Origin of the sequence: Simplicispira psychrophila DSM 11588 (genome assembly GCF_000688255.1) — a bacterium.
In the GTDB taxonomy this organism is placed as follows: Bacteria; Pseudomonadota; Gammaproteobacteria; order Burkholderiales; family Burkholderiaceae_C; genus Simplicispira; species Simplicispira psychrophila.
In genome coordinates this window covers 64,040-89,875 of the sequence record NZ_JHYS01000012.1, presented here as the reverse complement: position 1 = coordinate 89,875, position 25,836 = coordinate 64,040, and the positions used below count along the sequence as shown (strand labels likewise).

General features: G+C 62.5%; 23 protein-coding genes and 2 tRNA genes. 17 read left to right on the top strand and 8 right to left on the bottom strand.

Features of this window, described 5'->3' with window-relative positions; translation table 11 throughout:
* The first annotated feature begins 7 nt into the window (after positions 1-7).
* The 8 genes from rpoC to Q390_RS0112640 all read left to right on the top strand — a co-directional run bounded on the left by rpoC (position 8) and on the right by Q390_RS0112640 (position 10,156).
* Positions 8-4,240: a DNA-directed RNA polymerase subunit beta' gene (gene rpoC / locus Q390_RS0112675; protein ID WP_027996399.1), complete on the top strand. Its 4,233-nt coding sequence runs from the start codon at positions 8-10 to the stop codon at positions 4,238-4,240.
* A 118-nt stretch (positions 4,241-4,358) separates the two neighbouring features.
* Positions 4,359-4,892 (top strand): hypothetical protein, encoded by a 534-nt coding sequence (locus tag Q390_RS0112670; RefSeq protein ID WP_051603222.1) that lies wholly within the window; start codon positions 4,359-4,361, stop codon positions 4,890-4,892.
* A 5-nt stretch (positions 4,893-4,897) separates the two neighbouring features.
* Entirely contained in the window at positions 4,898-6,307 is a 1,410-nt protein-coding gene (gene rsmB, locus Q390_RS0112665) for a 16S rRNA (cytosine(967)-C(5))-methyltransferase RsmB (RefSeq protein ID WP_051603225.1), read from the top strand.
* Positions 6,267-6,929 carry a DUF4390 domain-containing protein gene (locus Q390_RS18440; RefSeq protein WP_084153903.1) on the top strand — a complete coding sequence of 221 codons (663 nt, stop codon included), beginning with the start codon at positions 6,267-6,269 and terminating at the stop codon, positions 6,927-6,929. Before rsmB ends, Q390_RS18440 begins: the two co-directional genes overlap by 41 nt.
* On the top strand, positions 6,926-9,196 hold the full coding sequence (locus tag Q390_RS0112655; RefSeq protein WP_027996396.1) for a sensor histidine kinase: 2,271 nt from the start codon (positions 6,926-6,928) through the stop codon (positions 9,194-9,196). The genes Q390_RS18440 and Q390_RS0112655 overlap by 4 nt, the downstream gene beginning before the upstream one ends.
* Positions 9,197-9,232: 36 nt before the next feature.
* Positions 9,233-9,910: a response regulator gene (locus tag Q390_RS0112650; protein ID WP_027996395.1), complete on the top strand. Its 678-nt coding sequence runs from the start codon at positions 9,233-9,235 to the stop codon at positions 9,908-9,910.
* Between the two features lie 49 nt (positions 9,911-9,959).
* A tRNA-Phe gene (locus tag Q390_RS0112645) sits at positions 9,960-10,035 on the top strand.
* A 45-nt stretch (positions 10,036-10,080) separates the two neighbouring features.
* A tRNA-Gly gene (locus Q390_RS0112640) sits at positions 10,081-10,156 on the top strand.
* Positions 10,157-10,315: 159 nt separating this feature from the next.
* On the opposite strand, the gene Q390_RS19570 is transcribed toward Q390_RS0112640, so the two are convergent.
* A complete protein-coding gene (locus Q390_RS19570; RefSeq protein ID WP_027996394.1) occupies positions 10,316-11,716 on the bottom strand; it encodes a beta/gamma crystallin-related protein in 1,401 nt (466 codons plus the stop codon).
* 141 nt (positions 11,717-11,857) lie between these two features.
* Positions 11,858-12,442, bottom strand: coding sequence for an RcnB family protein (locus Q390_RS19185; RefSeq protein ID WP_051603221.1), 585 nt, complete (start codon positions 12,440-12,442; stop codon positions 11,858-11,860).
* A gap of 224 nt (positions 12,443-12,666) precedes the next feature.
* Here Q390_RS19185 and Q390_RS0112625 point away from each other — a divergent pair, with 224 nt between their 5' ends.
* A complete protein-coding gene (locus tag Q390_RS0112625; protein WP_027996393.1) occupies positions 12,667-13,929 on the top strand; it encodes an Hsp70 family protein in 1,263 nt (420 codons plus the stop codon).
* Between the two features lie 53 nt (positions 13,930-13,982).
* Here the strand turns inward: Q390_RS0112625 and rsmI are convergent, their stop codons facing one another.
* A complete protein-coding gene (rsmI, locus tag Q390_RS0112620) occupies positions 13,983-14,918 on the bottom strand; it encodes a 16S rRNA (cytidine(1402)-2'-O)-methyltransferase (RefSeq protein ID WP_027996392.1) in 936 nt (311 codons plus the stop codon).
* Here rsmI and Q390_RS0112615 point away from each other — a divergent pair.
* The 3 genes from Q390_RS0112615 (at position 14,918) to Q390_RS0112605 (ending at position 16,713) form a co-directional block, all read left to right on the top strand.
* Positions 14,918-15,304: a YraN family protein gene (locus tag Q390_RS0112615; RefSeq protein WP_027996391.1), complete on the top strand. Its 387-nt coding sequence runs from the start codon at positions 14,918-14,920 to the stop codon at positions 15,302-15,304. The genes rsmI and Q390_RS0112615 overlap by 1 nt on opposite strands.
* A gap of 135 nt (positions 15,305-15,439) precedes the next feature.
* Positions 15,440-16,036: an SIS domain-containing protein gene (locus tag Q390_RS0112610; protein WP_027996390.1), complete on the top strand. Its 597-nt coding sequence runs from the start codon at positions 15,440-15,442 to the stop codon at positions 16,034-16,036.
* A gap of 11 nt (positions 16,037-16,047) precedes the next feature.
* Positions 16,048-16,713: a BON domain-containing protein gene (locus Q390_RS0112605; RefSeq protein WP_027996389.1), complete on the top strand. Its 666-nt coding sequence runs from the start codon at positions 16,048-16,050 to the stop codon at positions 16,711-16,713.
* Positions 16,714-16,725: 12 nt separating this feature from the next.
* Here Q390_RS0112605 and Q390_RS0112600 read toward each other — a convergent pair whose 3' ends face one another.
* The 4 genes from Q390_RS0112600 to Q390_RS0112585 form a co-directional block, all read right to left on the bottom strand.
* Entirely contained in the window at positions 16,726-17,652 is a 927-nt protein-coding gene (locus Q390_RS0112600; protein ID WP_027996388.1) for an NAD(P)-dependent oxidoreductase, read from the bottom strand.
* A 19-nt stretch (positions 17,653-17,671) separates the two neighbouring features.
* Positions 17,672-18,808 carry a PilT/PilU family type 4a pilus ATPase gene (locus Q390_RS0112595; RefSeq protein ID WP_027996387.1) on the bottom strand — a complete coding sequence of 379 codons (1,137 nt, stop codon included), beginning with the start codon at positions 18,806-18,808 and terminating at the stop codon, positions 17,672-17,674.
* A gap of 39 nt (positions 18,809-18,847) precedes the next feature.
* Positions 18,848-19,489: a cyclic nucleotide-binding domain-containing protein gene (locus Q390_RS0112590; protein WP_027996386.1), complete on the bottom strand. Its 642-nt coding sequence runs from the start codon at positions 19,487-19,489 to the stop codon at positions 18,848-18,850.
* Positions 19,490-19,567: 78 nt separating this feature from the next.
* A complete protein-coding gene (locus Q390_RS0112585; protein ID WP_027996385.1) occupies positions 19,568-20,611 on the bottom strand; it encodes a type IV pilus twitching motility protein PilT in 1,044 nt (347 codons plus the stop codon).
* A 36-nt stretch (positions 20,612-20,647) separates the two neighbouring features.
* Between Q390_RS0112585 and Q390_RS0112580 the strand changes: the two genes are divergently transcribed.
* The 4 genes from Q390_RS0112580 (at position 20,648) to Q390_RS18420 (ending at position 24,639) form a co-directional block, all read left to right on the top strand.
* Entirely contained in the window at positions 20,648-21,352 is a 705-nt protein-coding gene (locus Q390_RS0112580) for a YggS family pyridoxal phosphate-dependent enzyme (RefSeq protein WP_027996384.1), read from the top strand.
* Positions 21,353-21,421: 69 nt separating this feature from the next.
* Positions 21,422-22,564 (top strand): aminotransferase class V-fold PLP-dependent enzyme, encoded by a 1,143-nt coding sequence (locus Q390_RS0112575; protein ID WP_027996383.1) that lies wholly within the window; start codon positions 21,422-21,424, stop codon positions 22,562-22,564.
* Between the two features lie 133 nt (positions 22,565-22,697).
* Entirely contained in the window at positions 22,698-23,171 is a 474-nt protein-coding gene (locus Q390_RS0112570; protein ID WP_037472940.1) for an FKBP-type peptidyl-prolyl cis-trans isomerase, read from the top strand.
* Positions 23,172-23,346: 175 nt separating this feature from the next.
* Positions 23,347-24,639: a DUF445 domain-containing protein gene (locus tag Q390_RS18420; protein ID WP_051603220.1), complete on the top strand. Its 1,293-nt coding sequence runs from the start codon at positions 23,347-23,349 to the stop codon at positions 24,637-24,639.
* Positions 24,640-24,662: 23 nt separating this feature from the next.
* On the opposite strand, the gene Q390_RS0112560 is transcribed toward Q390_RS18420, so the two are convergent.
* The gene (locus Q390_RS0112560) at positions 24,663-25,112 is read right to left on the bottom strand and encodes a hypothetical protein (protein ID WP_027996381.1); all 450 of its coding nucleotides are present in this window, start codon (positions 25,110-25,112) and stop codon (positions 24,663-24,665) included.
* Between the two features lie 300 nt (positions 25,113-25,412).
* On the opposite strand from Q390_RS0112560, the gene Q390_RS0112555 reads away from it, so the two are divergent.
* Positions 25,413-25,823: a DUF4431 domain-containing protein gene (locus Q390_RS0112555; protein ID WP_027996380.1), complete on the top strand. Its 411-nt coding sequence runs from the start codon at positions 25,413-25,415 to the stop codon at positions 25,821-25,823.
* Positions 25,824-25,836 lie beyond the last annotated feature (13 nt).

The window sequence follows — 25,836 nt, the reverse complement described above, 5'->3', positions numbered from 1 at the left end:
GAGTTTTATGAAATCCCTACTCGACCTGTTCAAGCAATTTACACCGGACGAGCATTTCGATGCCATCCGCATCGGCATGGCTTCGCCTGAGAAGATCCGTTCCTGGTCTTTCGGCGAGGTGAAAAAGCCCGAGACCATCAACTACCGCACCTTCAAGCCCGAGCGTGATGGCTTGTTTTGCGCCAAGATTTTTGGTCCTATCAAGGACTACGAATGCTTGTGCGGTAAATACAAGCGCCTCAAGCACCGCGGCGTGATCTGCGAGAAATGCGGCGTTGAAGTCACGCAAACCAAGGTGCGCCGCGAGCGCATGGGTCACATCGACTTGGCTGCGCCTTGCGCGCATATCTGGTTCTTGAAGTCCTTGCCATCGCGCTTGGGCTTGGTGCTGGACATGACGCTGCGTGACATCGAGCGCGTGCTGTACTTTGAGGCCTACGTGGTCACCGACCCCGGCATGACGCCGCTGAAGAAATTCAGCATCATGAGCGAGGACGATTACGACGCCAAGACCAAAGAGTTTGGCGACGAATTCGTCGCCAAGATGGGCGCCGAAGGTATTCGCGACCTGCTCGATTCGATTGAAATCGACAGCGAAATCGAACGCCTGCGCGGCGACCTGACCGGCTCCGAAGTCAAGGTCAAGAAGAACTCCAAGCGCCTCAAGGTTCTGGAAGCCTTTCGCAAGTCGGGCATCAAGCCTGAGTGGATGGTGCTGGAAGTGCTGCCGGTGTTGCCACCGGACCTGCGTCCGCTGGTGCCGCTGGACGGTGGCCGTTTTGCCACCTCCGACCTGAACGACCTTTACCGCCGCGTCATCAACCGCAACAGCCGTCTGCGCCGCTTGCTGGAGCTGAAAGCGCCAGAAATCATTGCGCGCAACGAAAAGCGCATGTTGCAAGAAGCCGTGGACAGCTTGTTGGACAACGGTCGCCGTGGCAAAGCCATGACCGGCGCCAACAAGCGTGCGCTCAAGTCGCTGGCCGACATGATCAAGGGCAAGTCGGGCCGCTTCCGCCAGAACTTGCTGGGCAAGCGCGTCGACTACTCGGGTCGTTCAGTGATTACCGTTGGCCCCACACTCAAGCTGCACCAGTGCGGTTTGCCTAAGCTGATGGCGCTGGAGCTGTTCAAGCCGTTCATCTTCTCGCGCCTCGAAGCTATGGGCATCGCCACCACCATCAAGGCGGCCAAGAAAGAAGTCGAATCCGGCACGCCCGTCGTGTGGGACATCCTGGAAGAGGTCATCAAAGAGCACCCGGTGATGCTGAACCGTGCGCCTACGCTGCACCGTTTGGGTATCCAGGCGTTTGAGCCCATCCTGATCGAAGGCAAGGCCATCCAACTGCACCCGCTGGTTTGCGCGGCCTTCAACGCCGACTTCGACGGTGACCAGATGGCGGTTCACGTACCCCTGTCGGTCGAAGCGCAAATGGAAGCGCGCACGCTGATGCTGGCGTCGAACAACGTGCTGTTCCCGGCGTCGGGCGAGCCCTCCATCGTACCGTCGCAAGACGTGGTGCTGGGCTTGTACTACGCCACCCGCGACAAGATCAACGCCAAGGGCGAAGGTCTGATCTTTGCCGACACCGGCGAAGTGCAGCGCGCGCTCGACGCCGGCGAAGTGGACTTGACCGCCAAGATCAACGTGCGCCTGACCGAGTGGACGAAGAACAAGGCCACCGGCGAGTTCGAGCCCTCGACCAGCATTGTGGAAACCACCGCCGGCCGTGCGCTGCTGTCGGAAATCCTGCCCAAAGGCCTGCCGTTTTCTAACCTGAACCGTGCGCTGAAGAAGAAGGAAATCTCCAAGCTGATCAACGTCTCGTTCCGCAAATGCGGTTTGAAAGAGACGGTGGTGTTTGCCGACAAGCTGCTGCAAAACGGTTTCCGTTTGGCGACCAAGTCGGGCATCTCGATCGCTATCGAGGACATGCTGGTGCCACCGCAAAAGGTCGGCATCATCGACGCCGCCGAGAAGGAAGTGAAAGAAATCGAGCAGCAATATGTCTCGGGTCTGGTCACTTCCGGCGAGCGCTACAACAAGGTGGTGGACATCTGGGGCAAGGCCGGCGACGACGTCTCCAAGGTGATGATGGCCCAGCTGGCCAAGCAGAAAACTATCGACCGCCACGGCAACGAAGTCGATCAAGAGTCGTTCAACTCCATCTACATGATGGCCGACTCCGGCGCGCGTGGTTCTGCCGCGCAGATTCGCCAGTTGGCCGGTATGCGGGGTCTGATGGCCAAGCCCGACGGCTCGATCATTGAGACGCCTATCACCGCGAACTTCCGCGAAGGCCTGAACGTGTTGCAGTACTTCATCTCCACGCACGGCGCCCGCAAGGGTCTGGCTGACACGGCGTTGAAGACGGCTAACTCGGGTTACCTGACACGTCGTTTGGTCGATGTGACACAAGATCTGGTGGTGACGGAAGAAGACTGTGGCACCTCCAATGGCGCATTGATGCGCGCCATCGTCGAAGGCGGCGAGGTCATCGAATCGTTGCGCGACCGTATCCTGGGTCGCACCGCCGCCGAAGAAGTGCTGCACCCGGAAACGCGTGCCGTACTGACCCCGGCCGGTACGATGATGGACGAAGATCTGATCGACGAATTTGAAGCCGCTGGTGTGGACGAAGTGAAAGTGCGCACGGCACTGAACTGCGAAACCCGCTTTGGTTTGTGCGCCCGTTGCTACGGCCGTGACTTGGGTCGTGGCGGCCTGATCAACCTCGGCGAAGCCGTCGGTGTGATTGCGGCACAGTCGATTGGCGAGCCCGGTACGCAGCTGACCATGCGGACCTTCCACATCGGTGGTGCGGCCTCGCGCGCAGCAATTGCCTCCAGCGTCGAAGCCAAGTCCAACGGCGTGATCGGCTTCAACGCCACGATGCGCTACGTGACCAACAGCAAGGGCGATCTGGTGGTGATTTCCCGCTCTGGCGAAATCACCATTCAGGACGAGCATGGCCGCGAGCGTGAGCGCCATAAAGTGCCTTACGGCGCTGCACTGACGGTCAAATCCGACCAGACTATCAAGGCCGGCACAATTTTGGCCACTTGGGATCCACTGACCCGCCCGATCATTACCGAGTTCGCCGGTAAGGCGCAGTTTGAGAACGTCGAAGAAGGCCTCACTGTGGCCAAGCAGGTGGACGATGTGACAGGTCTCTCGACCTTGGTGGTGATCGATCCCAAGCGCCGTGGTTCTGCCAAGGTGGTCAAGCCACAGGTCAAGCTGATCGATGCCACTGGCAACGAAGTGAAGATCCCTGGCACCGACCACTCGGTGACCATCGGCTTCCAGATTGGCGCGCTGATCCAAGTGCGTGATGGTATGGAAGTGGGCCCCGGCGAAGTGCTGGCCCGTATCCCTATCGAAGGCCAAAAGACCCGCGACATTACCGGCGGTCTGCCCCGTGTGGCCGAGTTGTTCGAGGCGCGTACGCCCAAGGACAAGGGCACGTTGGCGGAGAGCACCGGTACGGTGTCGTTCGGTAAGGAGACCAAAGGCAAGATTCGCCTGCAGATCACCGACCCTGAAGGCAAAGTGTCCGAAGAGCTGGTGCCCAAAGAGAAAAATATCTTGGTGCACGAAGGCCAGGTGGTCAACAAGGGCGAATCGATTGTGGACGGCCCGGCCGACCCGCAAGACATTCTGCGTTTGTTGGGTATTGAAGAGCTGTCGCGCTACATCGTTGACGAAGTGCAGGACGTTTACCGCTTGCAAGGCGTGAAGATCAACGACAAGCACATCGAAGTGATCGTGCGCCAGATGCTGCGCCGCGTGGTGGTGGAAGCCAGTGGTGACTCCAACTACATCGTCGGTGAGCAGGTCGAGCGCTCAGAAATCCTCAACACCAACGACGCGTTGCAGGCCGAGGGCAAGATTCCTTCGACCTACACCAACTTGCTGCTGGGTATTACCAAGGCGTCGCTGTCGACCGACTCCTTCATCTCGGCCGCTTCCTTCCAGGAAACGACCCGCGTGCTCACCGAGGCTGCCATCATGGGCAAGCGCGACGAGCTGCGCGGTTTGAAGGAAAACGTCATCGTCGGTCGCCTGATCCCTGCCGGTACCGGCATGGCCTACCACCAAGCCCGCAAGGTCAAGGACGCCATGGATGACGCCGAGCGCCGCGCCATTGCCGAAGCCGAGGCCGCTGAAATGGCCGGCCCCGGTGAAGACTTCGATGCCTCTGCCGATATAGGCGACGCCGCCACCGCTGCCGACTAAGCCCCCCGGGCTGTTGTTGCGCGCTCCCGCTCTGTCATGGCAACGACAGGCCGGGAGCGTTTTTTATGGACAACCCTTTTTAATCCTGCTGCGCACCCCTGCCCGCAGGAAGCTGTGCATGTTTTTGTCGTCTGTTTTTTCGGTGATTTTGCTGGTGTTGGTGCTGTGGGCCGTGGGCGCCTACCACCGGCTGGCGAGTTTGCGTCTGTCTTTTTTACAAGCCTTTGCGGCGCTGGAGGTGCATTTGGACCGCCTGCTGGCCTGGCTGGAGGAGTACGAATCTGCCCAGACCCGTGCCGGGGCACCGGCTGCGCCGGCACGGGAGGCTTTGCAGGTAGCCGTAGCGCAGTGCGCCGATGTGCTGGCACGGGCCCGCATCCAACCCTTGCACGCTGCATCGCTCGCCGCTTTGCAAGAGGCCTTGCAGGTGCTGGACGCTGCCTGGATCACTCAGGCGCACCAGTTGCCCGCTCTGGCGGTGCCGGCGGGCGCCATGCCCTGGGCGCAGCGCTGGGAGCAGCACCAGGCATACAGCGCGCAGGCACAGGAACAACTGCGCTTGGCGGCCGCGCCCTACAACGCCGCCATTGCCCAATTTCCGGCACAGCTGCTGGCATCGATTCTTGGCTTCAAATCAGCCCAAACTTCATGAAAAAAATGACCCCCTCTTCTGGCACAGGTCTTGGCACCGGTGCTGGTGCCGGCATGCACAGCATCGCGCTGGCGAGCCAATTGCAGCAGGTCGCTGGTGCGTTGCAAGACATTCTCGGCGGCCGCTCGGGCAGCGCAGTGCTCGACGACGTGCCTGCGCCATTGCGCCCCGGCGTGCAGGCGCTGCTGTTTCAGGTGTTGCGCAAGCTCGGCTGGGCGCAGGCGATTCGGCGCCAACTGGCTCCGCGTACGCCGCGTCCGCCGGTGGACGCATTGCTGTGTACGGCGTTGGCCTTGCTGGCCGATGCCGAACACTTGCCTTACGAGCCGTTCACCCTGGTCAACCAGACCATTGAAGCGGCCAAGCAAAGCAGCGCGGTGCGTGCCCAAGCCCCCTTTATCAATGCCTGCCTGCGCCGCTTCTTGCGCGAGCGCGCACCCTTGCAGCAGGCGATCGCCAACGACCTGCAAGCGCAGTGGAACCACCCGCGCTGGTGGGTGCAGCGGCTGCAAAAAGACCACCCGCAGCATTGGCAGCAGATTTTGGAAGCCAACAACCTGCAAGCACCGATGGTGCTGCGAATAAACAAGCAAAAAGGCACTTCAGCCCAATACCAGAAAGCGCTTGCAGCTATTGATATTGAGGCATCGCTTGTAGGGGAGTCGGGCTTGGTGCTACGCCGTGGCGTGCCCGTGCAGGCCTTGCCGGGATTTGCTGAGGGGATGGTGTCGGTACAGGATGCGGCAGCGCAACTGGCCGCGCCGCTGCTGCTGTCGGGGCTGGAATTAGGGCAAGACCCGCACCAGCCGCTGCGCGTGCTCGATGCCTGTGCTGCACCGGGCGGCAAGACGGCGCATTTGCTTGAATGGATGGGGCCAGAGGCCGCTGTGCAAGTCACGGCGCTGGACATCGATCCGCTGCGCTGCGCGCGCATCGACGACACCCTGCAGCGTCTGGGATTGCAGCGGCCGGAACAAGTGCAGGTGCTGGCAGCCGATGCCGGGCGCCCGCAAGACTGGTGGCCGCAGCGCTGTGGCGGCCAGCTGTTCGACGCCATCTTGCTCGATGCACCCTGCACCGCCTCGGGCATCGTGCGCCGCCACCCGGACGTGCGTTGGCTGCGCCGCGAAACCGATATTGCCCAGTTGGCGCAGACGCAAGCGCGCCTGCTAGCCACCTTGTGGCCGCTGCTGCGCCCGGGTGGACGCCTGTTGTATTGCACCTGCTCGGTATTTCTGGCCGAAGGCGAGCAGCAGGTCAAAGCGTTCCTTGCACACCACACCGATGCCGGGCTTCTGCCTTCGCCAGGGCATTTATGGCCTGGCAAGAGTGGCAAGCCGGGTACGGTACCGGACAATCTCTCCGGTGAACACGATGGATTCTTCTACGCCCTGCTGCAAAAAACAGCGCCCTGACCTGCACTGGGTGCGCGGTTGGGCAGCGCTGGTGGCCACCTTGCTGCTGTGCTGCTGCATGGCGTGGCCGACGCTGGCGCGCGCCCAGGAGGCGGCCTCCCAGCCGCTGGATAGCACGATGCAACTCGAACGCACTGACGACGGGGTGTACCTGAACGCTGCGTTGCACCTCGAATTGCCCAGTCTGGTGGAAGATGCCCTGTACAAAGGCGTGGCCATGTACTTTGTCACCGAGGCCGAGGTGGCGCGCGAGCGCTGGTATTGGGCTGACCGGCAACTGGCCCAGGCCGTACGCTACCTGCGGCTGAGCTACCAGCCACTGACGCGGCGCTGGCGCCTGAATGTCTCGCCCGTGCCCTTTGAAAAAACCGGTCTGGGCGTGGTGCTTGGACAAAACTTTGACGATCTGGCTGAGGCGCTGGATGCCATGCAGCGCATTGCACGCTGGAAAATTGCCGGGCCCGGCGCCGTGGCTGTCGGTACACGCTACCGCGTGGAACTGAGCTTTCGTCTGGACCTGTCGCAATTGCCCCGACCCCTGCAGATTGGCGCGCTGGGCCGCAGCGGCTGGGATCTGGCGGTGGTGCTCAGCCAGTTGCTGGTGGCGGAACCACCGCCATGACGCCGGTGCAGGACCCGGCGCGGCGTGCCCGCGCAGCGCGCTGGGCCATGGGCGTGGGCGGCGCCATCATGGTGGCCATCGGGCTGGTGCTGATGTTTTTGCTGACCCTGGCCACCAACAACCGGGCCTTGTATGAGCGCAATTACGCTTGGCTGTTTGGCGTCAATGTGGTGGTGGCGCTACTGCTGTTTGCCGTGCTGGTGTGGGTGGCGGTGCGTTTGGCCACGCGGCTGCGGCGCAAGCGCTTTGGCAGCCGTTTGCTGGTCAAGCTGGCGGCCATTTTTGCCTTGGTCGGGCTGGTGCCGGGGGTGCTGATTTATGTCGTCTCCTACCAGTTTGTCTCGCGCTCTATCGAGAGCTGGTTTGATGTGCGCGTTGAAGGCGCCCTCAGCGCCGGCGTGAGCTTGGCACGCGTCACGCTTGAATCTCAAAACAGCGAAGCTGCTGCACGCACGCGCAGCGCCAGCGCGCAACTGGCGCAGGTGCCCAACGCCGCCGCCGGTCTGGTGTTAGAGCGCATCCGCGACCAGCTCGGTGCTACCGACGTGGTGCTGTGGAGCGGTTCTGGCCAACTGCTTGCCAGCGTCGGCCAATCGCGCTTTAGCCTGCACCCGGAACGCCTGTCCACCCAGCAACTGCGCGCTGCCCGCGAGCAAGGTGCGATTGCGCTGATTGAAGGGCTGGATGACCTTGACGCACCGCAGCCCATCAAGGATGCGCGCGTCAAGGCCATCGCTCTAGTGCCCAACGCCAGCCTGGACATGTTCGATGAAGCACGCTTTCTGCAAGTCACGCTAGCGCTACCGCCGGTGCTGGTGGCCAACGCTATTGCGGTACAAGAGGCCAACCGCGAATACCAGGAGCGTGCCTTGGCACGCGACGGCCTGCGGCGCATGTACATCGGCACGCTCACCCTGAGCCTGTTTCTGGCGGTGTTTACCGCCGTACTGCTGGCCGTGCTGCTGGGCCGGCAGCTGGCGCGCCCGCTGCTGGTGCTGGCCGAAGGCGTGCGCGAAGTCGCTGCCGGCAACCTCAGCCCCAAGGAGGCGCTGCAAGGCAAGGACGAACTCGATGGCCTGACGCGCTCCTTTGCCCTCATGACCGAGCAACTGGCCGAGGCCCGCCAGGCAGTGGAGGTCAGCATGGCGGCGCTGGACGCCGGGCGTGAGCGCCTGCAAACCATCCTAGACAACCTCACCGCCGGCGTCATCGTGCTGGACGCGCAGGGCGTGGTGCGCACCTGCAACCCCGGCGCCACGCGCATCCTGCGCGTCCCCATGGCTGCCTACGAAGGGCTCCCGCTAGCCCAGGTGCCCGGGCTGGCCGATTTTGCCGACGCCGTGCAGCGCCAGTTCGATGCTTTCCTGGCACACAACGGGCACCATGGCCTCGACCATTGGCAGCAGGCGTTTGAATTGCACGCTTCGCCCAGCGGCGTGGCCCACCATGCCACCAGTCTGGTAGCGCGCGGCGCCGAATTGCCCGATGCCGCTCGACTGCTGGTATTTGACGACGTCTCTGAAATGGTCTCGGCCCAGCGCGCCCAGGCCTGGGGCGAAGTAGCGCGGCGCCTAGCGCATGAAATCAAGAACCCGCTGACCCCCATTCAACTGTCCGCCGAGCGGCTGGAAATGAAGCTCACCGGCAAGCTGCTGGTACCGGAGCAGGCACTGCTGACTAAATCTGTCAAGACCATCGTCGATCAGGTCGAGGCCATGAAGCGCTTGGTCAATGAATTCCGCGATTACGCCCGTCTGCCGGCGGCGGAGCTGCTGCCGCTGGATCTGAATGCACTGGTCTCGGATGTACTGCACCTGTACGAGTCCGACAACGCCAGCGTGCCGGTGGTGGCCGAACTTGACCCCCACTGCCCATCCATCCATGGCGATGCCCAGCAATTGCGCCAGGTGGTGCACAACTTGGTGCAAAACGCCCAGGATGCCACGGCCCCGGTGCCAGCGGATGTGGCCACAGGGGCCGTGCTGCCCGCCGTGCATATCAGCACGCACTGGAGTGCCGCCACGCGGCGCGTGCGCTTGTGCATCAGCGACAGTGGCAGCGGCTTTCCGCCGCACATCCTGCAGCGCGCTTTTGAGCCCTACGTCACCACCAAGGCCCGGGGTACGGGCCTGGGATTGGCAGTAGTCAAAAAAATCGCTGATGAGCACGGCGCGCGCGTCGATCTGGCCAACCGTGTGGAAGGCGGTGTGGTGCGCGGCGCGCAAGTGTCGCTATCATTCGCCACTGGGGACACGGTGGTGTTTTGACAACACCGTGCATTGCAGTTTCAAGGCACTTCATACATGGCAAACATATTGGTGGTGGACGATGAACAGGGCATTCGTGACCTGCTCTCTGAAATCCTGAACGACGAAGGGCACAGCGTGGACCTGGCGGAGAACGCCACCCAGGCACGCGTGGCCCGCACCAGCGCCAGCTACGACTTGGTGCTGCTGGACATCTGGATGCCCGACACGGACGGCATTTCGCTCCTCAAGGAATGGGCGACGAGTGGCTTGCTCACCATGCCCGTCATCATGATGAGTGGCCACGCCACCATCGATACCGCCGTGGATGCCACGCGCATCGGTGCGTTTTCTTTCCTCGAAAAACCCATTACCCTCCAAAAACTGCTCAAAGCCGTTGAGCAAGGTTTGGCCCGCCATGCGCAGCGTTCGTTGGCGCCGCCCCGCGCGGTAGCGACGCAGTCGGCGGAGTTCGAGGGCGCGGCGGTACCGGCCTTGGCGCCCCCCTTGGCGCCAGCGCCGAACTCGGGACCCCACGCACGCCAAGACTTTGACCTGGATCGCCCGCTGCGCGAGGCACGGGATACGTTTGAAAAAGCCTATTTCGAGTTCCACTTGGCGCGCGAAGGCGGCTCCATGACCCGCGTGGCAGAAAAAACTGGTCTGGAGCGCACCCACCTGTACCGCAAGCTGCGCCAACTGGGCGTCGATCTGGGGCGCAGCAAACGCAATTAATGGATATTTGAGTTTTTCGGCAAATTTTCTTGCTATAATTTAAAGCTTAGGCCCGGTAGCTCAGTCGGTAGAGCAGAGGATTGAAAATCCTTGTGTCGGCGGTTCGATTCCGTCCCAGGCCACCAAATTGATGAACCCATCCTCGTGATGGGTTTTTCTTTGGACCATGTGCGGGAATAGCTCAGTTGGTAGAGCGATACCTTGCCAAGGTATAGGTCGAGAGTTCGAGCCTCTTTTCCCGCTCCATATGGCCCAATATGCACTTAGCCCATCCACTGCGATGGGCTTTTGTGTTTCTGGGGTGCACAGAGGGCCGTAAGACGGATGCCCCTGCGTTGAGGGAAGTCCCACCTGCATTCCCCCTCCATAGGGCGATGCAAGCGGGAATTTCGACACAACGTCCGTTCAAGTGCGCGGCTCGCCTTGCGCGTTCACGGTGATGGTGCGCCCGGGCGGGGAGGCCATTTGGACGCGATGCTCTTGGCCGCGGAACGTATAGGTCACATCCCAAAACTCGGTGCGGGCTTGGCGGGGCACGTCTTCACAGCGCTGCACGTCTTGCATGGCGACCTGTGCGCCGCCGGCGTTATTGCCCACTTTGGAGCCCAGCACCGCACCGGCGATAGCGGCGCCGGCGGTAGCAATGTCCTTGCCGCTGCCGCCGCCCACCTGGTGGCCCAGGACGCCGCCCAGCAACGCCCCCAGCACGGCTGCGGGCGCATTCACCTGGTTTTGGTCTTGCGGTGCTTGCTCGCGTTCGATCCAGCAACGCTTCTCGGGTGTGCCGACCACAGCACGCACGGAGGTGACGTCCACCTCAAACAGCCGCTCTTCCTTGCGGCTGCGGTAGTCCGGCGTCGCCAGTCCTACGGGTGCATAACGCCGCTCGTCAATACGCGCATTGCGGTCGATCTCTCGCACCGATGAAATGCGGTTGTTCATCCCCATGGCCGCCAGAGAGGGGTACTGGCCCGGTCGCAACACCATGCAGCGACCGTTAAAGCGGTTGTCATCGCACACTTCCCACGGTCGGTTGCCCACTACCACCGCCGAGGACGCGCGGTCGTTAAAACCGTTTCTATTCAGATTTTCAATGGACTTGTCGGTGGTAAATGCGCGGCCCGCAAAACCTTCTTGCTCGAAAAAAGCGATTTGCGCCGTGGCCGGTGCCGGTGCCGGCGTTGGCGCCTTTGCGGCGGTGTTGCGGACCGAGGAAATGCGGTCGTTCAAGTTGGTACCGCGCAGGGTCGGATATTCGCCGGGGCGCAAAACGACGCAACGGCCGTTGAAGCGCACATCTTCGCAAGCCTCCCACGGGTCCGGGCCGTTCACTACCAGTGAAGAAACCCGGTCATTAAAGCCTTGGCGGCGGAAGTCCTCGACCAAGGTGTCTGTCGTAAACGAGCGTCCGCCGAACCTTTCACCTTCGTAAAAAGTGATTTTTGCGGCGACCGGGGTTGGCGCATAGCGCCGCTTGTCGACGCGCTCGTCGCGGCTGATGGCGCGTGCCGATGAAATGCCATCATCGAGGCCCATCGCCGCCAGATTCGAGTACGGCCCGGGGCGCAGCACCACACAGCGGCCCCTGAAACGCGCGTCTTCACACACCTCCCATCGCTCGCCCGTCACCGTGACGGAGGAGGCGCGATCATTGAAGCCAAAACGCTCCAAGTTGGCGATGTGCTTGTCTGAGGTGAATGCACGGCCCTGAAAACCCTCGTCTTGGTAAAAAGTGACCTCCGCGTGGGCCTGTGCTGCCACTGCCAGCACCATGGTGACCAAGGCTGCCCTGCTGATTGCTCTCATTTTTAACTCCCATCGAAAATTGTGTAGGACGCAAATGCCCGCCTTGCGTTGACGAGAAGCCAAGCACAGCGGTGGTTGAGTAGGCAATAACGCCGCGATGCGAGCAGACCTGCCTGCCGAAGATGCAGCGGCGCCATCGCCTCAGTCCAGCAACCCATTGATGATGTCGACGATCAGGTTGTTTTGTTGCTGGACCAAGACCATATCGCCACCGATGCGGGCGTAGCGGTAGCCGTAGGGTGCGGGCGGCAACAGCCGAACCACCGGTTGGGGTACCGCGTAAACCGTGACGCCTCGGGGCACTGGCTGGCCGACTTGCCAACTCCCGGCTTGCCCTGGAGGCATGCATCCATTGTGTTTTTTGACCAGTCCCGGCGGGCACCTTCTGCCTTGGCTGTAGGCCTGGGTGTAGTACTGGCGCACCGAGTCGCGCTGGCGGTCATCAAAGTAGGTGCCCTGTTGAATGTCCTCGCGCCGGCGTTTTTCAGCATGCTTGTACGCTTTTGCATCCTGCTTGCGCGCCTCTTTCTGGTCCTTGGCATATGCTTTATCAGCGTGTTTTTGGGCCTTTTGATCTTCCTTGTGCGCGTGCTTTCCATGGCCGTGGCCCTCGTCGTGGTCCTTGGCAAAGCTGGGGGCGGCCACAAGGAAAAGGGAGGCCATGGCCAGCGCGACAAGGCGACGCGGGGTGGTGAAGGGCAAAAAGCGGGTCATGTCGTTTTTCATTTAATCTGAAATAAGCGTATCAATCAGCATCACACCGCCGCTGCCGCGAGCTTGTAGGACGTGCCCGCATATTGCCAAACGGTTTGGCGGTCTCTTGGCTATCGCGCAAATGCCCATAGCCGCGCAGGTCGGCTGCGCACCGCATAATCCGACGTTAAATTTGATAGCTACAACCGCATGTGCATAGTGTGCTAGCGGCTGTTTCGTAAATTCTGATCACCACCATGCCCCTTCTCCGTGACGCCACTCTTGGCATTGACTTTGGTACTTCCAACTCAGCGATGGCAGTGCGCCAAAGGGGTGAACCGGCGCGTTTGCTGGCGCTGGAGGGCCCGGCGACGGGCTTGCCGACGGCGCTGTTTTTTAATACCGAAGACCATCGCACCCACTTTGGCCGCGATGCCGTTGAGCAGTATTTGACCGGTACTGAGGGCCGGCTGATGCGCTCGCTGAAAAGCTTGCTCGGCAGTGCGCTGCTGCAAGACAAAACCGTGGTGCACAACACCGCCGTGAGTTACCAAGACATCATTGCGCTGTTTTTGCAGATGCTGGCGCAGCAGGCGCGCGCAGCGCTGGGCGGTCTGCCCGAGCGCGTGGTGCTGGGGCGACCGGTGCATTTTGTCGATGACAACCCGGCGCGCGACCAGCAGGCGCAGGCGGCGCTGGGCCAAGCGGCGCGCGATGCCGGCTTTGGCGAGGTCAGCTTTCAGTTGGAGCCGATCGCCGCCGCGCTGGACTACGAGCAGCGCATCACGCAAGAAACGCTGGTGCTGGTGGTAGACATTGGCGGCGGCACGTCCGACTTCACCGTAGTGCGGCTCGATCCAAAGCGCGTCGGCCAGACCGACCGCAGTGCCGATGTGCTGGCCACCACCGGCGTGCACATTGGCGGCACCGACTTTGACCGCAAACTGAGCCAAGCGCGCGTGATGCCGTTGCTGGGCTTGGGTCACATCGGCCCGCACGGGCGCGAGGTGCCGAGCAAGGTGTTCCACGACCTGTCTACCTGGCATTTGATCCAGTGGCTGTACGCGCCGCAGGCCCTGCGCGAGGCGCAAGCGTTGCGCAGCGACTACAGCCAACCGGCCTTGCACGCACGGCTGATGGCGGTGTTGAACCAGCGCTTGGGCCACCGCGTGGCCGAGGCGGTGGAGCAGGCCAAGATTGGTGTCTCAGTCCACGGCCACGCCACACCGGTGCAGCTGGATTGGGTGGAGCCGGATTTGCAGGGGTTGTTGTCGCCCCATGAAATGGAGCACGACCTGCAAGCGCTGCTGGCGCAGGTGGTGGCCTGTGCGCGCGCTTGTCTGCAATTGGCTGGCTTGTCAGCGCAGGGCAAAAGCGTCGATGCCATTTACCTGACCGGCGGCTCATCGGCGCTGCGACCGCTGCGCCGGGCGTTTCAACAGGCCTTTCCCGATACGCCGCAAATCGAGGGCGATTTGTTTGGCGGCGTGGCGTCGGGGCTGGCCTGCGCCGGGGATTAAGCTATTCTAAAGATAGCTGCTATCGCACGTATCTAAAGGGATAGCGGCTGTTTTCATTCATATTTATCGCCTGATTCAGCCGATTTGCGCAGCGCCAGCGCCGTTTCGTACAGGGCATTGCGCGGCGCGCCGGTGATGTCGGCGGCCAAGCGGACGGCGGTTTTCAGTGGCAGTTCGGGCAGCAGCAGTTGCAGTACGCGCAGGCTGGCGCTGTCGTCCTCGGGCACGGCCACCGGGTGCAGCAGCACGACAAATTCGCCGCGCGCGCGCTGCGGTGCGCCGTCCAGCCACGCGGTCAACGCCTGTGCCGGTTGGGTGGTGATGTCTTCAAACTGCTTGGTGATTTCGCGCGCCAGCGTCACCGGGCGCTCGCCCAGCACCGCCAGCGCGGCGGCCAGCTCGTGGATGCGGTGCGGTGCTTCCAGCAGCACCACGCAACGCGGCTCAGTCGCCAAGCGCTGCACGGCGCTGGCGCGTTCGGCGTTTTTGACCGGCAAGAAGCCGGCAAAGACAAAGCCACCGTCGGCGGAGCCACTGGCGACGGCGCCAGCCACGCTCAGTGCTGCCGTCACGCTGCTGGCGCCGGGCAGCGGCACCACGCGCAAGCCCGCAGCGCGCACGGCAGCGGCCAAGCGCGCGCCGGGGTCGCTGACGCCGGGGGTGCCGGCGTCACTGACATAGGCCACGCGCTGGCCTTGCTGCAATAGCGCGATGACGGTTTGCGACGCTTGCGCCTCGTTGTGCTGGTGCAGTGCCAGCAGTTGTGCGCTGCTTTTGTCGATGCCATAGACGCGCAGCAGGCCGTGCGTGTGGCGCGTGTCTTCGCAGGCCAGCGTGTCGGCCAGTTGCAGCACATGCAGCGCGCGCAGGGTGATGTCGGCGGTGTTGCCAATCGGCGTGGCCACCACGTACAGGGTGCCCTGCGGATAATGCTGACCAGCTGCCGCGTCGCGTGCGGCACCCAGGGCGGAGGCGAAAGAGGCACTCAATGGAATTCCTTGGTAAAAAAACAGCTGCCAGCACGACCCGCCAACGCGGCGCTGCCGCCGAAGACCGGGCGCTGGCCCATTTGCAGGCGGCGGGCCTGCGGCTGGTGGAGCGCAATTATCGAACGCCAGGGCGCGGTGGTGGCGAGATCGATTTGATCGTGCGCGAGCCGGGCGGCACGCTGGTGTTTGTCGAAGTGCGCAGCCGCGCCAGCAGTGCCTTTGGCGGTGCCGGTGCCAGCATCACCAGTGCCAAACAGCGGCGCATCATTTTTGCTGCCCGCTATTACCTGATGCGCTTAGGTTCGCCGCCGCCATGCCGTTTTGATGCGGTGCTGGTCGAGGGCGACAGCGTGCAGTGGCTGCGCGCTGCCTTTGATGCTCAATAAAAAGTGAGCTGCTAGCGCCCGTGTTTAAAAGATTTAAGAATGTTTTCTATCTCAAACCCTTTAAACACCTGCGCTAACAGCTATTGATTTTGTAACATTTAGCTGGCTGCACCCAGGCAGGTATCATCACCGCCCATGCTAGAGCAACGTATCCAACAGCACTTTATTGACAGCGCCGACCTGAAATACCAAGCCGCGCAAGCCCTCGGAAAACCGATTGCCGACGCGGTGCAGGCCGTGCTGGCCTGCGTCACCAGCGGCGGCAAAATTTTGGCCTGTGGCAATGGGGCCTCGGCGGCTGACGCGCAGCAATTTGCCACCTTTTGTGTCGCCGGATTTGAGCGCGAACGTCCCGAGTTGGCCGCCGTCGCCTTGTCGGCCAACGCCGCTTTGCTGACGGCTGCTGCCGGCAATGGCGATCTGGCGCAGCAGTTTGCGCGCCAGGTGCGGGCGCTGGGGCAAGCCGGCGACGTGCTGCTGGCGCTGTGCCTCAGCGGCAACGATGCCAATGTGCTGGCCGCCGTCCATTCGGCGCACGAGCGCGATATGACGGTGATCGTTGCCAGCGGCCGCACTGGTGGCGTGCTGGCCACGGTGCTGCGCGAGACCGATGTGCTGATCTGCGTGCCGCACGACCGTGCCGCCCGTGTGCGCGAAGTGCATGCACTGGTGCTTAACTGCCTGTGCGATGGCGTGGACGCACAATTGTTTGGTGAACAGGAGACCCCGTGAAAAAACTTCGTATGACCCGCGCCGTGTGCGCGCTGTTGGCTGCCGCCGCTCTGGGCGCTGGTGTGGCGGGTTGTGTGCCGCTGGTGCTGGGCGGTGCTGCCATTGGCGGCATGATGGCGGTCGATCGGCGCACCGCTGGTACCCAGGTGGAGGATGAAGGCATTGAGCTGCGCGCCGCCAACCGCGTCAATGCCGAGCAGGGCGAGCGCGTGCATATCAACGTCACCAGCTACAACCGCCAGGTGTTGCTGACCGGCGAAGCGCCCACCGTTGAAATCCGCCAAGCCATCGAGCGCAGCGTGGTCGGCGTGGGCAACGTGCTCTCGGTCGTCAACGACCTGGGTGTGCAGCGTCCGAGCAGCCTGGCGCAGCGCTCTACCGACACCTTCATCACCGGCAAGGTGCGCGCCAGCTTGGTGGATGCCAAAGACATCTCGGCCAGTGCCTTCAAGGTGGTGACCGAGCGCAACGTGGTGTATTTGATGGGTTTGGTGACTGAGCGCGAAGCCAAACGCGCCACCTCGATTGCGCGCGGCGTGGACGGCGTGCGCAAAGTGGTGCGGACTTTCGAAATCCTCACCGAAGAGCAGCTGATCCGCCTGACCACCCCGCAACCGGCCCCGGTCAGCACCGACCGGGCGGTGCAGCCGCAGCCCCCGTCCACGCCAATGCAGTGATCGCCTGAGCGCTCAGGTCAGGCGCTTGATCAGGCTAGAGGTGTCCCAGCGCTGGCCACCCAGCTGCTGCACATCGGCATAAAACTGATCGACCAGCGCCGTGACCGGCAGGCGCGCGCCGTTGCGCTTGGCCTCGTCCAGTACCAGTTCCAGGTCTTTGCGCATCCAATCGACGGCAAAGCCGAAGTCGAATTTGCCATCGACCATGGACTGGCCGCGGTTTTCCATCTGCCAGCTTTGCGCGGCGCCTTGGCTGATCACCGCCAGCACTTGTGCCATGTCCAGCCCGGCGCGCTGGCCAAAGGCCACGCCCTCGGCCAAGCCCTCTAACAGGCCGGCGATACAAATTTGGTTGACCATTTTGGCCAGCTGGCCGCTGCCGCTGGCGCCCAGCAGCGTAACGGCGCGGGCAAACGACAGCGCCACCGATTGCATGGCGGCAAAGGCCGCAGCGTCGCCACCGCACATGACGGTGAGCTGGCCGTTTTGCGCGCCGGCCTGGCCGCCCGACACTGGGGCATCGATGAAGCGCAGACCCAGCGTGCGCGCTGCCCCGTACAACTCGCGCGCCACTTCGGCGGAGGCCGTGGTGTGGTCGATAAAAATGCCGCCCGGCTCCATGCCGGCAAAGGCACCATCGGCCCCGAGCGTGACCGCGCGCAGGTCATCGTCGTTGCCGACACAGCAAAACACCAGCTCTGCGCCCTGCGCCGCCAAGCGGGGGGTGTCAGCGTGCTTTATCGGGTGTTTTAGGCCGCTAGCGCCCGCGTACTCTGCGCATAAAGCTATGGCTTTGCTAGCGGTGCGGTTATAGACGGTCACGTCGTGACCCGCCAGCGCCAGGTGCGCGGCCATGGGGGTACCCATCACGCCCAGGCCGAGAAAGGCCACTTTGCGTGCGGGGGTGGGTTGGTAGGGGCGGGGCTGGGTGCTGGCCATAGGGCGTGCTTTCAATGTGTTAAACGATGGCAAAGTGCTCGGTGCCAGCAGACAGGTCGGTGCTGCGCGCGCGCTGGCTGTTGAGTTTGATCTGCAGGCGCAGATCATTGACCGAATCGGCGTTGCGCAGCGCGTCTTCGTAGGTGATGACGTTGTTCTCAAACAAGTCAAACAGCGCCTGGTCAAAGGTCTGCATACCCAGGTTGCGGCTCTTCTTCATCACTTCCTTGATCTCGGCCACTTCGCCCTTGAAGATCATGTCGGAGATCAGCGGCGTGTTCAGCATGACCTCGACCGCGGCGGCGCGGCCCTTGCCGTCCTGTTTGGGCATCAGGCGCTGGGAGACGATGGCACGCAGGTTCAGCGACATGTCCATCAGCAACTGGGTGCGGCGCTCTTCCGGGAAGAAGTTGATCACCCGGTCCAGGGCCTGGTTGGCGCTGTTGGCGTGCAGCGTGGCCATGCACAGGTGGCCGGTTTCCGCGAACGCGATGGCGTTTTCCATGGTTTCGCGGTCGCGGATTTCGCCCATCAAAATCACGTCGGGCGCTTGGCGTAGGGTGTTTTTCAGGGCGGCTTCCCAGCTCTCAGTGTCCAGGCCGACTTCGCGCTGCGTGACCACGCAGTTCTTGTGCGGGTGGACAAATTCGACCGGGTCTTCGATGGTGATGATGTGGCCAAATGAGTGTTCGTTGCGCCAGTCCACCATCGCCGCCAGCGTGGTCGATTTGCCCGAGCCGGTGGCACCGACCAAGATGCACAGGCCGCGCTTGGTCATGGTGATTTCTTTCAGCACCTGCGGCACGCCCAGGCCGTCAATCGTCGGCAGCGTCAGCGGAATGGTGCGCAGCACCATGCCGACGCGCCCTTGTTGGATGAAGGCGTTGGCGCGAAAGCGCCCGATGCCGGCGGGCGAGATGGCAAAGTTGCACTCTTTGGAGCGCTCAAACTCCGCCGCCTGCTTGTCGCTCATGATCGAGCGCGCCAGCGCCAGCGTGTGGCTGGCCGACAGCGGTTGGGGCGAGACCTTGGTGACAGCGCCATCGACCTTGATGGCCGGCGGAAACTCTGCGGTGATGAACAAGTCGCTGCCATTGCGGCTGACCATCAACTTGAGCAGGTCGTTGATGAATTTACTGGCCTGATCGCGTTCCATCAGAGCTCCTTCTGTGGTCTGGCACCGGGGTGCGCGGGTTTATTTTTGGTTGTCGCTCAAGCGTACGCTGACCGCGCGCAGGCGCAGCGACAGTTTGCGCGCCAGCAACGCCACCAGGATGGCGGCCAGTTGGGGGTCTTGGGTCATCATGTCATCCATGGCATCGGCGCTGAGCACGGCGATTTCGCAGTCGGTCAGCGTGGTGCAGGACGAAAAACGGATGCCGCTATCGAGCAGCGACATCTCGCCCAGGATGTCACCCGGGCGTGTTTCCGCCAGGCGCAGCTGCTCGCTCCAGGGCTGGGCGCGTTCAATGGCCATGGTGCCGGTCAGCAGCACCACCATGAAGTTGCCGTATTCGTCCTGGCGGATCACGTCGCGGTTGGGCTGCACTTGGACAAAGGTAAAAAACTGCTCCATGCGTTGCACCGCATCGACTTGCAGGTGCGCCATGTATTTGTCTTTGGCCCACAGCGCCTGCAGTAGCTGGGCGCCGCGCTGGCCGGTCATGCGCTTGGCGCCGACCTCCACCGCACGCGCCTCCCAGGGCACCAGCCGCGCTGGATCGGCGTCCTGGTCGGCAAAGGCCGAGGTGAAAAATCCTGAGTCCGAGCCAGTCGGCTCCGGCACGGGCCTGGAGCTGCGCGGCTGCCGGCGCCAGAAGCTCAAAATGCCCTTCATGGGGTGCTCCAGTGGGCTGCCTGCCAGCAGCCAGTTGCGGGGGTCATCACAAAAAGGGTGCCATGGTGTGTCGTGCCATCAGCCGGGGAAGTTGTCGGGAATCTTGGCCTTGCTGCGCGCCTCGGCCGGGCTGATCAGGTTGCGCCGCACCAGGTCGGTCAGGTTCTGGTCGAGGGTTTGCATGCCGACGCTGCTGCTGGTCTGGATGGTCGAATACATCTGTGCCACCTTGGCCTCGCGGATCAGGTTGCGGATGGCGCTGGTGCCGAGCATGATTTCGTGCGCCGCGACGCGCCCCGAGCCGTCTTTGAGTTTGCACAGCGACTGCGAAATGACCGCCTGCAGCGACTCGGACAACATGGCGCGGATCATTTCTTTTTCTTCGGCCGGAAACACGTCAATGATCCGGTCGATGGTCTTGGCGGCACTCGACGTGTGCAGCGTGCCAAACACCAGGTGACCGGTTTCGGCGGCGGTCATGGCCAGGCGGATGGTTTCGAGGTCGCGCATTTCACCCACCAGAATCGCGTCCGGGTCTTCGCGCAGCGCAGACTTGAGCGCGGCGGAAAACGACAGCGTCATCGGCCCGACCTCGCGCTGGTTGATCAGGCATTTTTTGGACTCGTGGACGAACTCGATCGGGTCTTCCACCGTCAGGATGTGGCCGTATTCGGTCTCGTTGAGGTAGTTGACCATGGCAGCCAACGTGGTCGATTTGCCCGAGCCGGTGGGGCCGGTGACCAGCACCATGCCGCGGGGTTTGAGGGCCAGTTCACCAAAAATCTTGGGCGCGTTGAGCTGCTCCAGCGTCAAAATTTTGCTGGGAATGGTACGCAGCACGGCGGCGGCGCCCCGGTTCTGGTTGAAGGCGTTGACCCGAAAGCGTGCCAGCCCTTCAATTTCAAACGAGAAATCGACCTCCAGAAACTCTTCATAAGCCTTGCGCTGGGAGTCGCTCATGATGTCGTAGACCATAGCGTGGACGGTTTTATGGTCCAGCGGCTCGACGTTGATGCGGCGCACATCACCGTGCACTCGGATCATCGGTGGCAGCCCCGCAGACAAGTGCAAGTCGGACGCTTTGTTTTTTACGCTGAAGGCCAGCAACTGGGTAATGTCCACGGATTTTTCTCTGGTTTGGTACGCTTGCAGCTCATTATGACAACGATTATTTACAACCTTGCCCAGGTGCAGCGCCGTATGGCGCTCGCCTGCGCGCGCGCCGGGCGCGACGTGGCCAGCGTGTCGCTGCTGGCCGTCTCCAAGACCTTTGGCTTTGATGCCGTACGCGAGGCCGCCGCTGCGGGCCAGCGCGCCTTTGGCGAAAACTATGTGCAAGAGGCGCTGGACAAAATGGCCGTCCTGCGCGATCTGCCGGGCCTGCAGTGGCACTGCATCGGTCCGCTGCAAAGCAACAAGACGCGTTCGGTGGCCGAGCACTTTGACTGGGTGCACAGCGTCGATCGCCTGAAGATCGCCCAGCGCCTGTCCGACCAGCGCCCGGCCCAGCGGGCGCCGCTGCAGGTCTGCCTGCAGATCAATGTAGATGGCGGCAGCACCAAGGCCGGCGTGGCGCCCGAGCAGGCGCTGGCATTGGCCCGAGCCGTCGCCATGCTGCCCCGCTTGTGTCTGCGCGGCCTGATGAGCATCCCTGAGCCTGCTATCGAATACGAAGCGCAATACGCACTCCATACCAAGGCTAGAGCCGTTTTTGACCAAATCAAAGCCGCTGGCACAGCGGGTGCGCCGGGGCTGGAGCAGTTTGACACCCTGTCGCTGGGCATGACCGCCGACCTGGACGCTGCCATTGCCGCCGGCAGCACCCTGGTGCGCGTCGGCACCGGTATTTTTGGTGGCCGCTGAGGGCGTTGTCGCGCGCAGTCTGCGTGCTAAGCTGATTCTTGATCCCCCACCTTTTCACGGAGAGCCTTCATGCCCGGACTTTTGCCCGATATCGATCCCGATGGTTTGCTGGAGTTTTCAGTGGTCTACACCGACCGCGCGCTCAACCACATGTCCCAGCGCTTTGTCGGCGTGATGCAGGACATATTGGGCACGCTGAAAGAGGTCTACGGCGCCCACACCGCCGTGCTGGTGCCCGGCAGTGGCACCTTTGGCATGGAAGCCGTGGCGCGCCAATTTGCCAATAACGAACGGGTGCTGATCGTGCGCAACGGCTGGTTCAGCTACCGCTGGAGCCAGATTTTTGACGCCGGCAGCCTGGGCCTGGGCGGCACCGCCGTGGTCTGCAAGGCCCGGCCGCAAGGCAGCGGTGCGCAAGCGCCCTGGGCACCGTGCCCGATCGATGAAGTGGTCGCCGCCATCCGCGCCGAAAAACCCAAGGTGGTGTTTGCCCCGCACGTCGAAACCGCCAGCGGCATCTTGCTGCCCGACGATTATTTGAGCGCCGTGAGTGCCGCCGCGCACGAAGTCGGCGCGCTGTTTGTGCTCGACTGCATCGCCTCGGGCGCGCTGTGGGTGGATATGCGCGCCACCGGCGTCGATGTGCTGATTTCGGCGCCGCAAAAGGGCTGGAGCAGCTCGCCCTGCTGCGCCATGGTGATGCTGAGCGAACGTGCGCGCCAAGCCATTGAGTCCACCGGCAGCAGCAGCTTTGCCTGTGACCTGAAAAAGTGGATGCAGATTGCCGAAGGCTACGAAAAAGGCCAGCACGCCTACCACACCACCTTGCCCACCGACGCCCTGGTGCGCCTGCGCGATGTGATGCTGGAGACGCGCGCCTATGGCTTTGCCAAAGTGCGTGACGAGCAGCTGGCGCTGGGCACGCAGGTGCGCGCGCTGCTGCAGTCGCACGGTTTTCCGAGCGTGGCGGCCGAGGGCTTTCAGGCGCCCGGCGTGGTGGTCAGCTACACCACCGACCCGGCCATCCAGAGCGGCAAGAAGTTTCTCGAGGTCGGCTTGCAAACGGCTTCGGGCGTGCCACTGCAGTGCGATGAGGGCGTCGACTTCAAGACCTTTCGCATCGGTCTGTTCGGGCTGGAGAAGTGGCACCACATCGAGCGTACCGTTGGCCAATTGGCGGCTGCGCTGGAGGCCATCGGCCCGCAGGCGTAGGTCGGGTTAGCGCAGCGTAACCCGACGTTTCCAGCGCTTCCGCCGCTTTTTTGTCACCGCGCCCGCGCTTGTTGGGTTACGCCCTTTGGGCTAACCCAACCTCCGGGAATTTTTGCATTTTTGGAGTTTTTTCATGACCCGTTTTTCTTCCGTGCTGAGCACTTTGGCCGCCGCGCTGTCGGTCGCCGCCTTCACCAGCGCCTGCGCGTCGTCGCCAGCGCCGGCCGTACCCGCCGCCACCCCGGCAGCGGTCGCACCCGCAGCGGCGGTTACCACCGCCAGCGGCCTGATCTACCAAAGCCTCAAAGACGGCACCGGCGCTGCACCCAAGGCCAGCGACACGGTGCGTGTGCACTACCGCGGCACCTTCCCCGAGTCGGGCAAGGAATTTGACAGTTCGCTCAAGCGCGGCCAGCCGATCGAGTTTCCGCTCAACGGCGTAATTCCCTGTTGGACCGAAGGGGTGCAGAAAATGAAGGTCGGCGGCAAGGCCAAGCTGACCTGCCCACCGGGCATTGCCTACGGCGCACGTGGCGCCGGCGGCGTGATTCCACCCAACGCCACGCTGAACTTTGAAGTCGAATTGCTGGGCATCAAAGGCCAGTAAAACCCGTAGGCGCCTGCTGCAGATTTTATTTTGATAGCACATGGCGCTGGTGGTCTGTGCATTTGCGATGCAATAGAGGCTGAAATGCAGACTGCACAAGCGCTATAAGCTATTTTTTCCATAGCGTAGGTTGCGTGCAGGCACGCGCTGCGCAGCCACCCGAAGGGCCGCCCGCATGTCCGACCAAGCCGCCGCGCTACTGCGCGCCAAACGACTGGCCCTGGCTTTGCTATTGGGCGTGACGCTGGTATTTGCCCTGACCAGTTGGGCGCCGCGCAGCCTGGGCATGGACTGCCTCAAGGCCATGGCCGAGGCGGCCATGGTCGGCGCGCTGGCCGACTGGTTTGCCGTGCGCGCGCTGTTTCGGCGTGTGCCGATTCCGTTCATTGCCCGGCACACCGCCATCATTCCGCGCAACAAGGACCGGATTGGTGAAAACCTGGCGCGCTTTGTGCGCGACAAGTTTCTCGACGACGAATCGCTGGTGGCGCTGATCCGCCGCCACGACGTGGTGGCGCAACTGGCGCAGTGGCTGGTGGTGCCCGAGCACGCCCGCCTGCTGGGCCAGCAGGTGGCGCGGATGCTGGCGGCGGCGCTGGACATGGTGCAAGACCGGCAGGTCGAGCACCTCATCGTCAAGGGCGCGCGCGCGCTGATTGGGCGTATCGACCTGTCGCAGGCCATGGCCACGGTGCTGGGCGCGCTGACGCACAACGGCCGCCACCAAGCGTTGCTGGACGAGGCCCTGGCCAAGCTGATCGAGACCCTGCAGGTGCCGGACACGCGCACGCTGATCGCCCACACCATCGTGCAGTGGCTGAAAAAAGAGCACCCGCTGAAAGAAAAGATGCTGCCCACCGACTGGCTGGGCGACAAGGGCGCGGCCATGCTGGCGCACGCGTTGGAGAGCTTGCTGGCCGACGTGGCCAGCAACCCGCAGCACCAGTTGCGCACCAAATTTGACGAGGCGGTGCAGCACCTGATTGCGCGCCTGCAGCACGACCCGGTGTGGGCGCAAAAGGCCGACGAAGTGCGCCGTTATTTGCAGACCGATGCCACGCTGGGCCAGTACGTGCAGGAACTGTGGCGCGGCATGCGCGCCGCGCTGCAGCGCGACTTGGGCAACGAACATTCGGCCGTGGCGCGCAACGTGCGCGCCATGGGCCAGTGGCTGGGCCAGGCGCTGGCGCAGGACGCCGCGCTGCGCCAGGCGCTGAACGCGCGCCTGGAGTGCTGGGTACAGGGACTGGCGCCGGAGGTGTCGCAGTTTGTCGCACAGCACATCCAGGACACCGTGCAGCGCTGGGACGCCGCCGACATGGCGGCGCTGATTGAGCTGAACATTGGCAAGGACTTGCAGTACATCCGCATCAACGGCACCATGGTCGGCGGCCTGATCGGGCTGGTGCTGTTTGCCGTGTCGCACTTGGGCGAACTGGCGGCGCTGGTGCGGATGCTGGGCCGCTGAAGGCGCGGGCAGCGCCGGGGCGCTCAGTCGGCCGCAGTCTCGGGCGTTTCAGCGTCATCCGCGGAGTCCGCCGTTGGCTGCTGGGCCAAGTGCCGGCCGATCTGCGCCCAGGCCTGCGCAGCCTCGGCGTCTTGCGCCCAGGCATAGGCACTGGCCACCTGCATGGCCGTAGCGGCATGTTGCGGGTCCAGCGCAAAGGCCGCTTCGCACTGCGCTGCCGCTTGGCGCCACAGTGCCACGGCATCTTCCGAGTCCTCTTTTTGCAGCGCATGGGCTTCGGCCATCCAGGCCTGGCCCAGGCGCAGGGCCGCCGTGTGGTGTTCAGGATCCACTGCGTGTGCGCGCAGGAACAGCGCTCCTGCCGCACGCCACAGCGCCCGCGCTGCTGCAAAGTCGTGCGTGGCCACGGCCTGTGCCTGGGCCACGAGGGCGTTGCCGGATTGGAGGAGGGCGGAGCAGGAATCGGAGGTCATGGCAGGGGCGGTGAAAAATACGTAGCAGGGGATTGTCTCTGGTCTGCTGGCTTGTGTCCTGTCACAGAGGGGGTGGTAAGCATCCCATGCCCACTCAGTAATTTATCATCAAATGAATATCTAGCTGATATTTCATGAATGCAGCATGAACGGTGATATGGCCATATTGATGGGTGTATTTGATCTGAAGTGTTTTTTCGGATATTCTGTATGATGATTAATTATTTGCGAGAGCAATAATAGTGAATTGTTTTTATATTAATACATTTATCTATAATTAATCATATTCTGAATTACTAAATGAAAAACTCCCTCTTGAGCTTGGCGTTGGTTTCCCTTTCTGCGTTTTCTGTGAATGCGGTTGCCGCCTGTTATGACTACAACTATGTGCAAATTCAGCTCCAAGGAGAGGTTGTGCTCAAGGCGCCCACGGAGCTCCCAAAAGAGGGTGTGACGCACCGCAATCCACAAGAAAAGCACACGTTCTTGAAGTTGGACCAGCCTATTTGTATGGCGGCTGGAAAAAACTCGTATGAAAGTGCCGTAGAAAATCAGGCGGAAATCACCCTCTACACCTTGAAGGGCGCTGGTTTAGGCCAATACGCCGGTAAGCGCGTGACGGTCAAGGGTGTGCTGATGCACTCGTTCGTGTCCGATGCGCACACGCCGCTGCAACTCTCTGTCAAAGATATCGACGAGATAACGAAATAAACCATTAAACAAC